Consider the following 16869-nt stretch of genomic DNA (forward strand, 5'->3'; position numbering starts at 1 on the left):
GAACAACCATCTCAAACAACCATCCCGGGAGGATATTCAATGAGAAAGCTGCTTCTGACCACAACCGCGCTCGCCATGGCCATGGGCTTTGCCGCCCCGGCCTCCGCTGAGTTCCAGTCCCGCAACATCAAGGTGTCCAACGGCATCAATCAGGACCATCCGGTCGGAAACGGCCTGAAGGCCGTCGACGAATGCCTGCAGCAGACGTCGAACGGGCAAATGAAGATCACCGCGTTCTGGGGTGGAGCTCTGGGAGGAGATCTCCAGGCAACCCAGGCCCTGCGCTCCGGCGTACAGGAAGCCGTGATCTCGTCCTCGTCGCCGCTGGTCGGACTGGTGCCGGCGCTCGGCGTGTTCGACCTGCCGTTCCTTTTTGCAACCGACAAGGAAGCCGATGCCGTCATGGACGGCGAGTTCGGCGAGATGCTCAACGCGAAGCTCGCGGAAGCCGGTCTCGTCAACCTCGCTTACTGGGAAAACGGCTTCCGGAACCTGACGAACTCCGTCCGACCGGTGACCAAATGGGAAGATGTGAGCGGCCTCAAGGTCCGCGTGATGCAGAACAACATCTTCCTCGACACGTTCCAGAACCTCGGCGCGAACGCGACGCCGATGGCCTTCGGCGAGATCTTCTCGGGCCTCGAGACGAAGGCGATCGATGCGCAGGAAAACCCCTATGTGACGATCGACACCTCCAAGTTCTACGAGGTGCAGAAATACGTCACGGAGACCAAGCACGCCTACACACCGTTCCTGTTCCTCTTCTCCAAGGCGATCTTCGATACCTATTCGCCGGAAGAACAGGCTGCCCTGAAGAAATGCGCCGTCGTCGGCCGTGACGTCGAGCGCAAGGTCATTCGCGAACTGAACGCGAAATCGCTCGAGAAGATCAAGGCGGCTGGTATCGAGGCGAACGTGCTGAGTCCCGAAGAGCAGGCCCGTATTCGCGAGAAGTCGCTGGTGGTCTATGAGAAGCACAAGGCCGAGATCGGCCCGGAAGTCGTCGACGGCATCCTGGCAAAGCTCGGCGAACTGCGCAAATAGTCGGACCCCTGAAGCAATTGCAGGAAACAAAAGCATGGCCCTGGAATGCCCCGGGGCCATGCGTCGTTTCAGATGAAGATCCATGTCTCCGCCGCAACGACGGCTTGTTTATGCGAAGCCGTTATGTTGAACTCCTGATCATTCCGGCGCCGGAACATGAAAGATCAGGCAAGGTCGTACGTCGCTGCAGCATTCTCTTCCTCTTCAGGCAAAACCGCTCTTTCAGAGTTCGACCATTGCGGGGTTCGAGTGCGGCATGGTGCACGGCGGAAGCCACGACCTCCTCGTGACAACACGGCACACGCCAAAGTCCCGTATGCTCGATCATTACCGGATCGTGCGTGACCACCGGATGACGACCGTGCGCGACGGGCTCGTACCCGGGCATCATGTCTCCGAGCGTCTTGCCGCTGCCCGACGTGCGGGCGTCGAGGCCATTTGGGATCTGTCGCATTATCATCGCAACGAGGATCCGGTTCGCTGCGCCAGGATCGCTGCCGAGGCGTCGGTCGCCGTGAATGGCCGGGACAGGCTGTGGCTTTGTCCCGTCAACGAACCGTCACTCTATCCAAAAATAGCCGGTATGCCTCGGCACGAGGCAACCAGCATGGCGATCACCATGGCCCGCGTCGCGCGTGATCATCATCCCGATGTCGGCATCCTGACGAACGATCCCATCACGGGTGTCGGCGACCGTCAGTTCGAAGCGACGGATGCAATTGTCTCTGCCATTCACGTCGATGTTATCGGCATCAACTATTATCCGCATACCGCTCGAACGTCGCTCGTGAAGGTGCTGATGGCGACCTGGCGGCGTTATCGCAAGCCGATCATGGTGTCGGAAACCAGCTGGCATGACGGCCATCCCGTCCATCACCGCCGTTATCCCGGGCTGAACAAGGGGACATGGTTGCGGCATGTGGTCGAGCAGGTCGATATCGCCAGGTTTCATGGCGCCGACGTCGTTGGCATCTGCTGGTACCCGATTGTTGATTGTCCGCCGTGGCATTCACCGAACGCCCGGAACCGCTGGAGCCATGGCCTGATCCGAAAGGATCTGTCGGTCGATCCATGGCTATCCGCGGAACTCGGGCGAATTGGTATGCGTGAAGCCGCCTAGTCGTCCCACGAGTGCTTTCTCCCGGACCGTCAGACGCCCTCTGCCCTGATAATCTGGTCCATTGCCGCCGCCTCAAACATGACAGTCGGAATTATGTCTAGTGCGCTAGATAATGTTGTGCTAGACAATGCGCTACTGCCTTCGCTTGAGAGTTGTCATGTCGCATCGCCTCGGTACCCAGTTATCGTTCGCCATCTACGGCGTCGCCGCCAGGATGGCACGCCTGCACAAGCCGTTTCTGGCGCCGCTGGGACTGACCTTCCCGCAATACCTCGTGATGCTCGAACTCTATGTCGGAACACCTCGCTATGTTGGCGATCTCGGCAATAGCCTTGGCATGGATACCGGCACCATAACGCCTCTGCTCAAGCGCCTTGAGGCGTCCGGAATGATCACGCGGATGCGTGACCCCAAAGACGAGCGGTGTGTGCTGATCAACCTCACGCCAGCCGCAGAAGCCATCAAGGACGAAGTCTGGGGCATCACCGACAAGATCAAGAGCGCCTGCAAGATCGACGAGGCCGGCCTGATCGCCCTGCGTGACACGTTGAACGATTTCGCCCGCCCGGCAGTTGAATAGGAAAGGAAACATCATGAACATCGGAATCATCGGCGCCGGGAATATCGGCGCAGAACTGGCCAGGAAGCTCTCAGCGGCCGGGCATAGCGTCAAACTCGCAAATTCCCGGGGACCCGAAAGTCTGAAGGACATTGTTGAGGGCACAACCATATCCGCTGTCGCAAGGGAAGATGTGGCAACGGACGCGGATGTCGTGATCCTGTCGATGCCCTTCGCCCGTAATGGGGAAGCCGCCTCCTTGGTGGCTCATGCGCCCGCCGGCGCCATCTTGGTCGATACCTCGAACTATTATCCCATGCGCGACGGGCGGATCGATGACGTCGAGAGCGGCAAGCCGGAAACCGTCTGGGCCAGCGAACAGGTCGGACGGTCTTTGATAAAGGCATGGAATGCCATTCTCTCGCAGACCCTTGTCGAGGCGGGTGTCGCTCCTGGCACATCAGGCCGGATTGCCATTCCGATCGCAGGCGACGATCTGGCTGCCAAGCGCGTCGTGGCGGAACTGGTCAGCGCAACCGGTTTCGATACGGTGGACGCGGGTGAATTGGTGGACTCATGGCGGTTCCAGCCCGGCTCGCCGGCATATTGCACCGAATTGACGATTTCGGAACTCGAGGCTGCTCTCTCGAATGCGAGCAAGGACCGCTCACCGGCTAATCGAGACGCCATCATGCAGGCGATCACGGACGGCGAGGTGCCGATGACGCGCGCAGCCATGGCTGCAAACAATCGGCTCATGTCCGGGCCTCCCGGGAGCTAATACACGCAATGCGTCAGCCATCTCGCCCGAAGCGGTTCGCGTCGAAAGGGATCGACGGGACGGATGTGCCCCGCCGCTGTCCGTGGGGCGCGTCCGTTCCGGCCGTAACCGTGGTCGCGAGAGGGCGGCGCAGGCCGGAGGGGAGCGCAAGGCGGGGGAGCGTGTCGGTGCCTGCAAGGGCCCAGCCGAGAAGCGCTTGATCGGAAATGGCCCAGGCTGGCTGGACCGTGGGCCGCCTTGAAGCAAGCGTGGTTTCGCCTGATGTCGGCTGGCGCAGAGCACGCCCGGCGAGCGCAAGGCCGGACTTCGCCGCGAACATCGGGGAGGGAAGGAATGCCGATGTGCCGTGGTGCGCGGGAGCGCTGTCGCTTTCCGTCATCTGTGGAGTGGTCGCATCTAGCGCGGGGCTTCGGAAGGTGGGAACAGGCACGCTGAGAGCGGCGAGGTCGGGGAAGATCGCCGGGCGTGTGTCCGGTATCGGCCTTGTCTGGAGGTCGAGCGCTTCCTGCGCACGGCTCGTGGGTGTCGGCAGAAGGGCCGTCACGAGGCTCGCACCATTCTTCGACATTGTGCTGGAAGGACTGCGTGCGCCAGCGCTCGTCGCCATGACGATCGGTTTGGCGCTGCCCCGGCGTTTGTAGTCCGCCATGGCGCTGTCGTAGCCAGGCAGCGCCCGTCCGTCGGACGGCAGATGCAGCGTCTTTCCGTTGGGAAAGATGCGCACGAGTTCCCGTCGCGACATTCGAGGCCATGCCCGGACATTGCCGACGTCGAGATGCACGAAGGGCGAACCGGATGTTGGATAGTAGCCGACGCCGCCCGCCTGCAGCTGCATGGCGATGGTGCGAAGCTTCGCCAGGCTCACGCCGGGAATGAAGAAGTCCATGGCCTTGCCCAGCGTGTGCTGGCTGTTCTTGGCGACGCCCGTGCTGCGGGAGCGGCCACGCAGCATGTTGTTGGTCGCAGGCGAGCGGTAGGCGGAAACGATGTTGATGTAGCTCTTGGCGCCGCTGCGCGCGTAGACTTCCCAGACGAGGTCGAGCAGGCGGGGATCCATGCGCGCCGGCTCGTTCCGGCGCCAGTCGCGCAGCAGCTGGTTCACCTGCGCCAGTCCCTTCGCATCGTACTGCCCGTTCCGCTTGAAGGTGATCGTCGCCCGCTCGCCCGTGTGCGTGAAGAACAGTTTCAGAGCGCGCTCTTCGGCTGCTGCCTCGAACGCGCCGAGCGTTAGCGCCGATACGGCGATGGCGGCAATGGTCGAGGCACGGGCTACACCGCGGGCCATCGTCGTGAAAGCCTTTCGGGCGACGGACGGAAGCAGGCCGGCAAGATAAGCGGCCACAGATCGTTCGAACACGGCGTTTCCGATCTCCGAGAGAAACAAGGATGGCCGGCATGAGGTTGCCGGCACGTTCGTCTGGCAGAGATTATGGTCAACGAAGATTTAACAAGACGTTGATGGAGACGGTGAGCGTGGACAATAGATCGGTTTCTGGCAGCTCCGCGAGGCATGACCGCTGGGCTTCCGGCCGGAAGGATCGATGGCGATAGCGGTTAGTGCCTTCACGGTAAAATACGTTCCGCCGGAAAGGTTCTGCAATATTGTCCGATACCGGAGCGATTTCGCTCCGGCTGGAGATGCTCTGGGAGATGAGCGTTTCCCGAAGGTGCCGCTTATCGCTTCATTGATAGAGCAGGCAGGCGACCTGACCGTTTCTCTCGGACGGACCCGCAGCGCCCACCAGCGGTGGCACGACCGCCCGGCAAGGGGCCATGACGTCCGCGCATCGCGGCGCGAAGGCGCAGCCGGGGGGCATGTCGGCGAGATCCGGCGGGGCGCCGGGGATGGTGATGAGCCGGTCGCGACCGTCGGCAAGTTCAACGCGGGCGCCGAGCAGGCCCTTGGTATAGGGATGCCTCGGATTGCGTATGATATCGCTCGCCGTGCCCTCCTCAACGATCCGGCCGGCATACATCACCGCGATTCTGTCGGCGACCTCGGCGGCAACGCCGATATCGTGGGTGACGAAGATGACCGACAGACCATATTCCTTCTGTAACTCGCGGATAAGCAGCAGGATCTGGATCTGTACGGTTGCGTCGAGGGCCGTCGTCGGTTCGTCAGCCAGAAGCACCTTCGGATTGCAGGCCAGCGCCATGGCAATCATCGCACGCTGCAACATTCCGCCGGACATTTCGTGCGGGTAGTTTTGCAGGCGTCGCTGCGGCGAGGGAATGCGGACCTTCTCGAACAGCGCGAGTGCGCGTGCGGCCGCTTGCGCCTTTGAAACACGCTCGTGGCGCATGATCGTTTCCTCGATCTGACGGCCGAGGGTGTAGACCGGATCGAGCGCGAGCCGGGGCTCCTGAAACACCATGGAGACCACAGCGCCGCGCAGATTGCCGAGTTCGCGCGTCGTGAGACCGGTGACGTCGCGGCCCCCCACCGACATCGAGCCTTCGATGGTGGTGCCTTTCGGGTGCATGCGCAGAAGCGAGCGCATGGTCACGCTCTTGCCGGAACCGGACTCGCCAAGCAAGGCAACGACTTCGCCAGCGCGCACCTTCAAGCTCACCCCGTTAACGGCCTTGACCGGTTTTCGGCCGCGATGGAATGTGACGGAGAGGTCGTCGATATCGATCATCGTATCGGTCATGTCGAAGTCCCTGCGAGGCCGGGCGCGCGGCTGTGGCCGGAGCCGGGAACCGCCATCAGGCAGGCTGCGGATTGCTCTGCGGACAGGCTTGCGAGCGGTGGTATCGCGCGGCTGCAGATATCCTCCACGAACTGACAGCGCGTGTGGAACCGACAGCCGCTCGGCGGGTCGATCGGGTTCGGCGGATCCCCCGAGAGCGGCGGTTCGATCGTGCGCTCGGATGGGTCCATCTTTGGCATGGACGCGAGAAGGGCCGCGGAATAGGGGTGCCGGGCCTCACCAAAGATCGCCGCACGCGTACCGATCTCCGCCACCTTGCCGAGATACATGACCATGACCCGGTCACACATGAACTTCACGACGTTGAGGTCATGCGAAATGAACAGGTATGTCAGCCCGAAATCGCGCTTGAGGTCGAGCAGCAGGTTGAGCACCTGTGCCTCCACCGACTTGTCGAGCGCCGAGACGGCTTCGTCAAGAATGATCAGCCTTGGCTCGAGCGCCAGCGCCCGCGCAATATTCACGCGCTGGCGCTGGCCGCCGGAAAGCTCGTGGGGATACCGTCCGGCGAAGCGCCCGGGCTCAAGGCCCACCCGGAAGAGAAGATCATGTGCACGGGAAATGGCTTTCGCCGCGGGGACGCCATGCACCTGCGGCGCGAAAGCGATCGACTCCTCGATCGTCAGGCGCGGGTTGAGAGAGGCGTAGCTGTCCTGAAAGACCATCTGCACCTGTCGGCGATACTGCGCGAGCGGCAGGGTTTCGCCCACCGTCTCGCCGTCGAACAGGAGATCGCCCTTGTCGCGGACGATGAGGTTCATCAGAAGGCGCGCCGTCGTGGACTTGCCGCAACCGCTTTCGCCGACGACGCCAAGCGTTTCACCCTTGAGGATGTCGAAATCGACGCCATCGACGGCGCGCACGACCTTCTTCGGCCCGAAGAAGCCGCTGCTTTTCACCGGGAAATGCTTCAGCAAGCCCCTCGCGGAGATCAGTGGCTGGGCTGGGCCGCCGCGCTCGCCGATGCCCGGATCCAGGTTGTAGGGGGATATGACGGCGCTCATGATTTCACGTCCATGGCGGTTCGAAGGCCGTCCGAGAAGAGGTTGAAACAGACGGAGGTGACGAAGATCATCAGGCCCGGCAGGGCGGCGACGAGCGGGTTGTTGTAGATCGCGGTTCTCAGCGTGTTCAGCATCAATCCCCATTCCGCATCCGGCGGGCGCACCCCGAGGCCGAGGAAGGAGAGGCCTGACGCGAGGATCATCGAGACGGAGATGAGGCTGGTGGCAAAGACGAAGATGGGGCTGAGGACGTTGCCGAGAATATGCACCCGGATGATCGTGCGGGCCGGCGCGCCGGACGCGCGGGCGGCATCGACGTAATCGAGCTTGCGCACCTGTGTCGTCACACTTTCGGCAACGCGCGCGATCTGCGGGATGAAGACGACGGTGAGCGAGACCAGCGCATTGGTGAGACCGGAGCCGAGCGCGCCGGACAGTGCGACGGCGAGGAGGACGGAGGGGAAGGCGTAGAAGACATCGATCGTGCGCATGATCAGCGTGTTGACGATGCCGCCGGCATAACCGGCAATAATGCCGATGGCCGAGCCGATGACGAAGGCTATGGGAACGGGGATGACGCCCATGGTGAGCGACAGGCGCGCGCCATAGATCAGCCGCGAGAGCATGTCGCGGCCAAGCTCGTCCGTGCCCAGGATGTAACCGGGTGTGCCGATGGGCTTCAGGCGGCGGATGACGCTGCCCTTGGAGGGATCGTAGGGCGCGATATAGGGTGCGAAGATCGCGATGAGGACGAGGAGCACGACGACGCCAAGCGCGCAGAGTGCCACCGGATCACGACAGAGCCGCCGGATGACGCCGCTCCAGAAGCCGGGCGATTTGAGGATGACGGGCGTTGGCGCGACCATGTCTGCGGTGATGACGGCCATGGATCAGCTCCTCTGGATGCGCGGGTCGATCGCGCTTTGCAGCACATCGACGATGAGGTTCAGGAAGACGAAGAACAGAGCGAGCACCAGGATCGTGCCCTGCAGAATGGGCAGGTCGCGGGTGAAGATTGCCCCGTTGAGGAGAAAGCCGGTCCCCGGCCAGGAAAACACCGTTTCAATCAGGATCGATCCGCCGAGGAGATAGCCGAGTTGCAGGCCCATGACCGAGATCGCGGTGGGTGCCGCGTTGCGGATGACGTGGCGCAGGATCTGGCGCGACATCAGGCCCTTGGCGGCAAGCGCCTGGGTGAAATCCTGCGACAGGATATCGGCCACCAGAGAGCGGATGGTTCGGGCGATGATGCCCATGGGGATGACCGACATGGTGACGGCCGGGAGGATGAGATATTGCACATACTCCCAGCTGAAGGCCCGCCCGTCGGAGCCACCGGGCCCACCACCCATTGCCGGCAGCCAGCCGAGCGTGACCGAAAAGGCGATGACGAGCACCATGCCGAGCCAGTAATGGGGAACGCTGACGCCGAGCATGGCCACGGCGGAGGCCAGCCGGTCGATCCACCCACCGCGGAAGATGCCGGCCACGAACCCGAGCACCGAGCCGATGGTAAAACCGATCAGCGTCGCGGCAACGGCGAGGATGATCGAATTCACCGAGGCATCGAGAATTTCGCTGAGCACCGGACGCCCGGACGCGATGGAAACGCCGAGATCGCCGTGGAGCGTGCGCCACGCCCATAGTCCGTACTGCACGGGCAAAGGCTGATCGAGCCCGTAAAACACCCGCATCTGCATCTGCTGCTCGGCCGAGGCATCGGAGGGCAGGATGGCGGCCAGCGGATCGCCCGGCGCGATATGGATCAGGAGGAAGCAGACGATGCTCACGCCGATCGCAACGGGAATGACGTGCAGCAGTCTCTTCAGGGCATAAGCCAGCATGCGGTTCTCGTGAGGCTAGAGCATGTCGCGCAAGCGCGTGCGGCGGTTTCGCGACGGCGACATGCGTGGATACCAAGACCCGAAGCGTTTTCAGCCAACCTGAAAACTCGCCACACGCTCCGGAGTCTCGTGACATCCGGCTGCGCGACACGATCGGTCGCGCAGCCGGGCTTGCATGACGAATGTCAGGGATCCATACTGATGGTCGAAAAGTCCTGGAACCAGTTCTGCGCCTGAACGAAGCCCTTGACCTTCTCCGTCATTGCGCGCGGGTTGACGTCGTGCGTCACCATGAGAAACAGGGCTTCGTTGACGTATTTCTCGTGGATCTGCTGAAGCACCTTGTTCTGCTCGGCAGGATCGAACGCGGTACGAACCTTGGCGAACAGCTCGTCCATCTCGAGATCGCAATAATAACCCCAGTTGGTGCCGGCCGGCGGTGCGAGGTTGCACTGCGACTGACGGATGAGAGCCGTGAAGGGGTCCTGGATGAAGTAGCTGTAGTTCACGGCCGTCGCGCCTTTGGCGCTCGGATCTTTGGCGCCGGCGCGCCAGATGTTGATGACCGTGTTCCAGTCGGCAACCTCGAACTCGATATTGATGCCGATCTCGGCCAGCGTTTGCTGGATGTACTCGTTCATCTGAAGCGGCAGCATCTGCCCGGAGCCTGACGACGAGATGACGACCTTTGTCGTGATCGGCTTGTCGGGACCGTAGCCGGCCTCGGCCATCAGCTTCTTGGCTTCCTCGACATTGTAGCTCAGCTTGAAGGTCGGATTGCCGAACCACGGGCTGCCGGGTGGCAGATAACCTTGCGCCGGAATCGACAAGCCGCCGAGAAGCTCGTTCAGCCCCTCGCGATCGACAGCAAGGTTCGCCGCCTTGCGGACGCGGATGTCGTTCCAGGGCGAACCCTCGACGCGTGAGAGGTGCCACGTCCAGTTATGCGGATAGGAATTGGTGACGATCTTGAAACCTGCATCGCGCAGGGATGCGACGGAGTCGGGTGCGGGCGCCTCGATCCAGTCGACTTGACCCGACCGCAACGCCGCGACGCGCGTGTTCGGCTCGGGCAGCGGAATGAGGACGAGCTTGTCGAGCTTCGGGATGCGCGCCTTGTCCCAATAATCTGCATTCGGCGTGAGTTCGGCGCGTTCGCGCGGGGTGAAGCCGCTTTCGAGCTTCCAAGGACCGGTGCCCGATGGCTTCTGCGCCACCGCGTCCCAGTTCTTGCCCTGTGCCTCCCAGTTGGCCGGTGAGGACATGAGGATCCAGCTGATCTGGTAGGGTAGGGTCGCATCCGGCGTCTTCGTGATGATCTCGACCGTCAGAGGATCGATGACCTTGTAGGAGGCGACGGCGGGAATGCGCGATTTCCCCTGCGCGGACTGACGCTTGTCGAACTGCGGCGCATCCGTCTTCAGCAGCTTGTCGAGGTTCCAGACGACGGCATTCGCGTCGAAGCTGCTGCCATCGTGGAATTTGACGCCTTCACGCAGTTTGAACGTCCACTTGGTCTTGTCGGTCGCATCGATGTCCCAGGAGGTCGCAAGGCTGGGGATCAGGGTTGCAGCCTTGTCGGCGCTGGAGAGGTCCCATTCGATCAATGCATTGTAGAGCGTATAGCCCATGACGCGCTGGCCTTCGCCGCCCTGGTCCGTCTGCCCTGTCGTCAGCGGAATGTCGGACGCCGTCATGCCGATGCGCAGGGTACCTGCGGCCCAGGCCCCACCGGCCGATGCTGCAACCAGCGCCAGCGCGGCGGATCCGGCGATCAGCGCGCTTCGCGCGATTCTGAGGATCGGAGGGCTGCGGAAGATGGATCTGGATATCGGCGTCATTCTATTCCCTCGTTTGCGATCCCGAGCACGTGCCCGGTCGAAGGAGAGAAAGCAGGTTTCGTGCCAGATCCTGCGGAGCCTGCATTGCCACTGTCTCTTCGGCTGCCCCGCGTCGGATCAGCTCCGCGGTTCCTCTGGAAAGCAGGAGCAAACAGTTTCATTGATCGATAGCGATCTAGTATGCCCAAAAAATAATCAGGGTCACAGAATAGGCATTAATGGGAAGAGGGCCTCATGCGGCCCTGTCTCGGCTATGAAAATCGCACATCTTTTCGATCTCCGATGACGAAATTACCTCATCAAATGCCGATGTCGCTTCCGGCTAGAGAATGTCATAAAGCCTGATGATCCAGCTGATCTGATAGAGGATCGCGGCGAAGACCAGCACCAGCTGCGCCCGTTTCGACGTGATGAATGTTGCGACGATGGACATGGCAACGAACGCGACCTGGCGGATCGGATACTCGGCCCCGAGGGATCGCAGATAGTCGGTGCCCTTGATCAGCGTATCCGCAACGTCGAGGAGCGATGCCAAAGCGAGGAGGCCGAAGAACCAGCGTTTTCGCTGTTCGAAGTAGTCCTCGAACCCCTTGTAGTCTGCCATCTGGTCAGGAAACAACAATGCCGTCAGTGCGGCAAACACCATCGTGTAGAAGATGAGGAAGCCATAGAGTGGAAATGTCCAGACGGACACGCGGGACAAGTGGAACTCGTACCACCAGAAATGCACGATGGTGATGAAGATGAAGATCACCCAGCCAAGATGGATCGGATAGATCTTGATGGTTCCCGGATGCTGAACGAAGCGGGTCAGACCATTGACCATCCTCGCCAGGCTCAGGCCCAGCACCATGCCGACGATCGTGCGGACATGGCCGAAATACTCTGCATGACTCGGCAGGGCTTCCATATCCGCTTCCTCTGTTTTCTCAGCAATCACTTGATTCTGGTGTAACCCATATCAATAAAGAGCGATAAAACAGATGGCCATGTCATTGGCGCCGGATCATGGACAGCAGCAAACCCAAGCTTCAGGCAGGCCTGTCGGAGCCTGCAATCCGCCTGACCTCGGTAGCGGCCGCATCCAGAACGCCTCCGGAGAGATCGTCGTCGTCGATGATCCGTGAAAGCGTGACGGCGCCGACCATGAGGGCGAGGATCACCATCGCATTGTTGCTGGGCTTCGTCCCCGTCTCCCTGTCCATCAGGCCATCGAGGATATCGAAATGGGCGCGAATGCCCTCTTCGAAAGGTCTTCTGACATCTGCACTTTGACGGGCGGCATCCGAACCCAGTGCCACAAGAGGGCAACCTTCGGCTTTCTCGCCCCTGTGATCCTTCGATAGATAGAATGCCATGACCGCTTCGAGCGGATCGGAGTTGTTTACAGCCGCAGTCGACCATCGCATGGTGGCGCTTTCGAGCGCCCGCTGCGACGCCAGCGCTGCCAGATCGTCCTTCGACGCGAACTGCTTGTAGAATCCTCCCTGCGTCAGGCCCGCGCCCTTCATCAGATCCTTCAGTCCGATTCCATCGAAGCCATGCTCTCTGAACAGTCGGCTGGCTACGGTGATCACCTTGTCCCGGTTTTCCTCGGCTTGCGCACGGCTCACTCTCATGTGACCCTCCATTTAGATTTCATTTGACATCTATAATCTTTTTAGAGTTAGATCGCAATCTAATTCAGGAAGACCCGTGGTCAAGAAGAGAATGTCGAGAATGAAACGCAAGCATGTCCTTATATCCGCAGGTCTCGCGGCAACAGTAGCGGCGGCGGCTGTGTTCCTGCTTGTCGAACGGACGCCGGGGGCTGAGCCCGTCGCCGCCGATCCGAGGGCGGCAGCACCTCTGGTCATGGTGGCGCACACGAAGAAATCGGCGACGGCCGAGCGATCCTTCACCGGCACGGTGGCGTCACGGGTTCAGAGCAATCTCGGCTTTCGCGTTCCCGGCAAGATCATCGAGCGCATGGTCGATGCCGGCCAGCAGGTCCGGCAGGGACAGGCGCTGATGCGCATCGATGAAACGGACCTTCAACTGGCCCTGACAGCAAAGCGCAACACGGTGATCGCTGCGCGTGCCGTCGTCAGTCAGGCGCTGGCGGACGAGCGGCGGTATGCGGCATTGGTCAAGAACGGGCTGGCGGCCACCCCGCAGAGATACGAGCAGGCAAAAGCGGCTCTCGACACTGCGACCGCGCAGCTTGCTGCCGCCGAGGCCGATGCGACGGTCGCGGAAAACCAGGCAACCTATACCGTTCTTCTTGCAGATGCCGATGGCACGGTTGTCGATACGCTCGGCGAACCTGGCCAGGTCGTCACAGCCGGACAGACGGTCGTTCAGCTGGCTCATGCGGGACCACGCGAGGCGGTGGTATCGCTTCCGGAGACCGTGCGCCCCGAGATCGGATCGACGGCCACCGCCGATGTCTACGGTGACGGCAACGTGAAAGATCTCGCCACGTTGCGGCAGATCTCCGACGCGGCCGACCGGCAGACGCGGACATATGAGGCACGCTATGTGCTCGATGGTAATGCTGCGTCCGCGCCCCTCGGTTCGACCGTCACCATCAGGATCGCGAATAAAGACGAGCAAGAAGAGGTTTCCTTGCCCGTTGGCGCGATACTGGACGACGGCAACCGGACGGGTGTCTGGATCGTCAACGCTGCCAATTCGACCGTGACCTTCAAGCCCGTCGCGGTGAAGCGTATCGGCGAAGAAACTGCCTATGTGACCGGTCTCGGCATTGACGAGCAGGTGGTGGCGCTCGGTGCGCATCTGTTGGTCAGCGGCACGATCGTCCGAACGGGCCTCCAGGAAGAGGCGGCAAAGCAATGAGCTTCAACCTCTCCGCCATCGCGGTGCGCGAGCGCGCCATAACCCTGTTCTTCATTGTTCTGCTCGCTGTTGCGGGCGTCTATGCCTTCGTCAAGCTCGGCCGCGCCGAAGATCCGTCCTTCACCATCAAGACGCTGACGGTCACATCCGTCTGGCCTGGCGCCACGGCGCGCGAGATGCAGGATCTGGTCGCCGAACCGTTGGAGAAGCGCATTCAGGAGCTGACCTGGTACGACCGCGTGGAGACGACCACGCGGCCCGGCTACGCCTTTCTGACGGTCACGCTCAAGGATAATACGCCCGCTTCCGCCGTTGAGGGGGAGTTCTATCAGGCCCGCAAGAAGCTTGGCGACGAGGCGAGCAGCCTCCCACAGGGGGTCATTGGTCCGTTCGTGAACGACGAGTATTCGGATGTCAGCTTCGGTCTTTATGCCCTCAAGGCCAAAGGCCTGCCGATGCGCGACCTTGTGCGGCAGGCAGAGATCATCCGTCAGGATCTGCTCCATGTGCCCGGCGTCAAGAAGATCAACATCCTCGGGGAACGCCCGGAGCAGATCTTCGTGGAATTCTCTTATGCCAAGCTCGCGACCCTCGGCATCTCCGCGCAGGATATTGCTGCCGCGCTGCAACGGCAGAACACCGTAACGCCGGCGGGCTCGATCGACACGCGCGGTCCGCAGGTCATCATCCGGTTCGACGGAGCCTATAACAGCGAGCAGGCCATCGCCGACACGCCGATCGTCGCCTCCGGCCGCTCGCTGAAGATCTCCGATCTGGCCAGCGTCAGACGCGGCTACGAAGACCCGGCCACCTATATCATCCGGCACAATGGCGAGCCGGTCGTCATGCTCGGCGCCGTCATGCAGGCGGGCTGGAACGGCCTTGAGCTCGGCAAGGCGCTGGAAGCGCGGTCGTCCGCGATCGCGCAGACACTTCCCCTCGGAATGACGCTGACCAAGGTCAGCGATCAGGCCGTCAACATCGACGAAGCTGTCGGCGAGTTCATGCTGAAATTCGCCATGGCTCTGGGCGTCGTTCTGTTCGTCAGCCTCGTCGCGCTCGGCTGGCGGGTCGGCATCGTCGTCGCGCTTGCCGTCCCTCTGACACTTGCCGTCGTCTTCCTCATCATGCTGGAAACCGGCCGCTTCTTCGACCGGATCACGTTGGGCGCGCTGATCCTCGCTCTCGGGCTGCTCGTGGACGACGCAATCATCGCCATCGAGGTCATGGTCGTGAAGATGGAAGAGGGCATGGGCCGCATCGAGGCAGCAGCCTATGCCTGGAGCCATACCGCGGCACCCATGCTGTCGGGAACGCTCGTCACGATCATCGGCCTTATGCCTGTTGGCTTCGCGCAATCTGCGGCCGGAGAATATGCGGGCAACATCTTCTGGGTCGTCGGCTTCGCTCTGATTGTTTCGTGGATCATCGCCGTGACCTTCACGCCCTATCTCGGGGTCAAGATGCTGCCCGACATCAAGCCCGTGGAGGGTGGCCACGAGGCGATCTACGATACGCCGAACTACCGCCGCCTGCGGTCCATCATCGCGTTCGCGGTGCGCCATAAATTCGTGACCTGCTCGGTCGTTGGCATCATGATGGCTGTGTCCGTCGTCGGCATGGGAGGCGTCAAGCAGCAGTTCTTTCCGACATCGGACAGACCGGAAGTGCTGGTCGAAGTGCGCATGCCGGAGGGAACCAGCATCGACGCGACGACATCGGCTGTCAAAAAGGTCGAGGCGTGGTTAAAGACACAGCCGGAGGCGAACATCGTCACCAGCTACATCGGGCAGGGCGCACCGCGCTTCTTCTTTGCCATGTCGCCGGAACTGCCCGATCCCGCCTTCGCCAAGATCGTCGTGCTCACACCCGACGCAGGCACTCGGGAAGACCTGAAGCATCGCCTTCGCATGGCCATATCGGAAGGCCTCGCTCCGGAAGCATCGGTGCGCGTCACGCAGCTGGTCTTCGGTCCCTACACGCCGTTCCCCGTGGAATTCCGCATCATGGGCCCGGATCAGAACGAACTCTACAAGATCTCCGATCAGGCTCTCGCAATCATGAAAGGGGTCCCCGACGTCCGGCAGGCCAATCGCGACTGGGGCAACCGGACACCTGTGCTGCGGTTCGTCCCCGATCAGGAAAGGCTGAACCTGATCGGCCTGTCACCATCGGAGGCAGCCCAGCAGATGCAGTTGCTTCTGAGCGGCATTCCGGTGACGCAGGTGCGCGACAACATCCGGAACGTGCCCGTTATTGCCAGGAGTGCCGGGGAGAACCGCCTCGATCCTTCGCGCCTTTCCGACTTCGCACTGATGAGCAGAGATGGCCGCCAGATCCCGCTCGATCAGGTGGGCCGGTCGGAGATCCGCTTCGAGGAACCTATCCTGAAGCGTCGCGACCGGACGCCCGTGATCACGATACGCTCGGATATCGACGAGGCGACCCAGCCGCCGGAGGTTTCCCGGCAGGTGATGAAGGCGCTTCAGCCCCTCATCGCGATCTTGCCGGTCGGCTACCGGATCGAGATGGGCGGGAACATCGAGGAGTCACTCAAGGCCAATGCCGCGCTGGTGCAGGTGTTTCCGCTCATGATTGCGGCGACACTGATCGTCATCATCCTTCAGGTGCGCAGTCTTTCCACCATGACGATGGTCATGCTGACGGCGCCGCTCGGGCTTGCGGGGGTCGTTCCGACGCTCCTCCTGTTCAACCAGCCGTTCGGCTTCAACGCCATCCTCGGTTTGATCGGCCTTGCCGGCATCCTCATGCGCAACACGCTGATCCTGACGGAACAGATCAAGGAGAACCAGCACGCCGGCCTTGACGACTATCACGCCGTAATCGAAGCCACGGTGCAGCGGACGCGACCCGTCATCCTGACGGCGCTCGCAGCGATCCTCGCCTTCATCCCGCTGACGCACTCGGTGTTCTGGGGGTCCATGGCCTATACCCTGATCGGCGGAACGGCGGCGGGAACGGCAATGATCCTTCTCTTCCTGCCGGCACTCTATGCCGTCTGGTTCCGGATCAAGCCGCCGAAGGAGACAGAGGATATCCAGACAACCGACGGCAGCGGCATGCATCGACATCAGGCGATGGCCGCTGAATAGCGGCGCAT

14 protein-coding genes are annotated in these 16869 nt (G+C 61.8%); 6 read left to right on the plus strand and 8 right to left on the minus strand.

Annotation, left to right across the window (positions count from 1 at the left end; genetic code table 11):
• Positions 1 to 39 precede the first annotated feature (39 nt).
• The 4 genes from BSG19_RS22730 (at position 40) to BSG19_RS22745 (ending at position 3504) form a co-directional block, all read left to right on the plus strand.
• Positions 40 to 1044 carry a TRAP transporter substrate-binding protein gene (locus tag BSG19_RS22730; protein WP_092990296.1) on the plus strand — a complete coding sequence of 335 codons (1005 nt, stop codon included), beginning with the start codon at positions 40 to 42 and terminating at the stop codon, positions 1042 to 1044.
• Between the two features lie 256 nt (positions 1045 to 1300).
• Positions 1301 to 2164, plus strand: coding sequence for a glycoside hydrolase family protein (locus BSG19_RS22735; protein WP_092990297.1), 864 nt, complete (start codon positions 1301 to 1303; stop codon positions 2162 to 2164).
• A gap of 157 nt (positions 2165 to 2321) precedes the next feature.
• Entirely contained in the window at positions 2322 to 2744 is a 423-nt protein-coding gene (locus BSG19_RS22740; RefSeq protein ID WP_092990298.1) for a MarR family winged helix-turn-helix transcriptional regulator, read from the plus strand.
• A gap of 13 nt (positions 2745 to 2757) precedes the next feature.
• A complete protein-coding gene (locus tag BSG19_RS22745; protein ID WP_092990299.1) occupies positions 2758 to 3504 on the plus strand; it encodes an NADPH-dependent F420 reductase in 747 nt (248 codons plus the stop codon).
• Positions 3505 to 3517: 13 nt separating this feature from the next.
• On the opposite strand, the gene BSG19_RS22750 is transcribed toward BSG19_RS22745, so the two are convergent.
• From BSG19_RS22750 to BSG19_RS22785, 8 genes are all read right to left on the minus strand, one after another.
• Positions 3518 to 4861 (minus strand): peptidoglycan L,D-endopeptidase MepK, encoded by a 1344-nt coding sequence (locus BSG19_RS22750; protein WP_244529392.1) that lies wholly within the window; start codon positions 4859 to 4861, stop codon positions 3518 to 3520.
• Between the two features lie 325 nt (positions 4862 to 5186).
• Entirely contained in the window at positions 5187 to 6161 is a 975-nt protein-coding gene (locus tag BSG19_RS22755) for an ABC transporter ATP-binding protein (RefSeq protein ID WP_092990300.1), read from the minus strand.
• A complete protein-coding gene (locus BSG19_RS22760; protein ID WP_092990301.1) occupies positions 6158 to 7225 on the minus strand; it encodes an ABC transporter ATP-binding protein in 1068 nt (355 codons plus the stop codon). The genes BSG19_RS22755 and BSG19_RS22760 overlap by 4 nt, the downstream gene beginning before the upstream one ends.
• The gene (locus BSG19_RS22765; RefSeq protein ID WP_092990302.1) at positions 7222 to 8112 is read right to left on the minus strand and encodes an ABC transporter permease; all 891 of its coding nucleotides are present in this window, start codon (positions 8110 to 8112) and stop codon (positions 7222 to 7224) included. Before BSG19_RS22765 ends, BSG19_RS22760 begins: the two co-directional genes overlap by 4 nt.
• A gap of 3 nt (positions 8113 to 8115) precedes the next feature.
• Positions 8116 to 9069 carry an ABC transporter permease gene (locus BSG19_RS22770; RefSeq protein ID WP_092990303.1) on the minus strand — a complete coding sequence of 318 codons (954 nt, stop codon included), beginning with the start codon at positions 9067 to 9069 and terminating at the stop codon, positions 8116 to 8118.
• Between the two features lie 185 nt (positions 9070 to 9254).
• Positions 9255 to 10910, minus strand: a complete 1656-nt coding sequence (locus BSG19_RS22775) for an ABC transporter substrate-binding protein (protein ID WP_092990304.1) — start codon at positions 10908 to 10910, stop codon at positions 9255 to 9257.
• A 322-nt stretch (positions 10911 to 11232) separates the two neighbouring features.
• Positions 11233 to 11820, minus strand: coding sequence for a hypothetical protein (locus BSG19_RS22780; RefSeq protein ID WP_092990305.1), 588 nt, complete (start codon positions 11818 to 11820; stop codon positions 11233 to 11235).
• A gap of 121 nt (positions 11821 to 11941) precedes the next feature.
• The gene (locus BSG19_RS22785) at positions 11942 to 12529 is read right to left on the minus strand and encodes a TetR/AcrR family transcriptional regulator (RefSeq protein ID WP_092990390.1); all 588 of its coding nucleotides are present in this window, start codon (positions 12527 to 12529) and stop codon (positions 11942 to 11944) included.
• A 100-nt stretch (positions 12530 to 12629) separates the two neighbouring features.
• Between BSG19_RS22785 and BSG19_RS22790 the strand changes: the two genes are divergently transcribed.
• Positions 12630 to 13748, plus strand: coding sequence for an efflux RND transporter periplasmic adaptor subunit (locus tag BSG19_RS22790; RefSeq protein WP_092990306.1), 1119 nt, complete (start codon positions 12630 to 12632; stop codon positions 13746 to 13748).
• Complete coding sequence (locus tag BSG19_RS22795) at positions 13745 to 16861, plus strand: efflux RND transporter permease subunit (RefSeq protein WP_092990307.1); 3117 nt, start codon at positions 13745 to 13747, stop codon at positions 16859 to 16861. Before BSG19_RS22790 ends, BSG19_RS22795 begins: the two co-directional genes overlap by 4 nt.
• Positions 16862 to 16869 lie beyond the last annotated feature (8 nt).

The sequence above is a fragment of the Rhizobium sp. NFR03 genome (assembly GCF_900111275.1).
In the GTDB taxonomy this organism is placed as follows: Bacteria; Pseudomonadota; Alphaproteobacteria; order Rhizobiales; family Rhizobiaceae; genus Ferranicluibacter.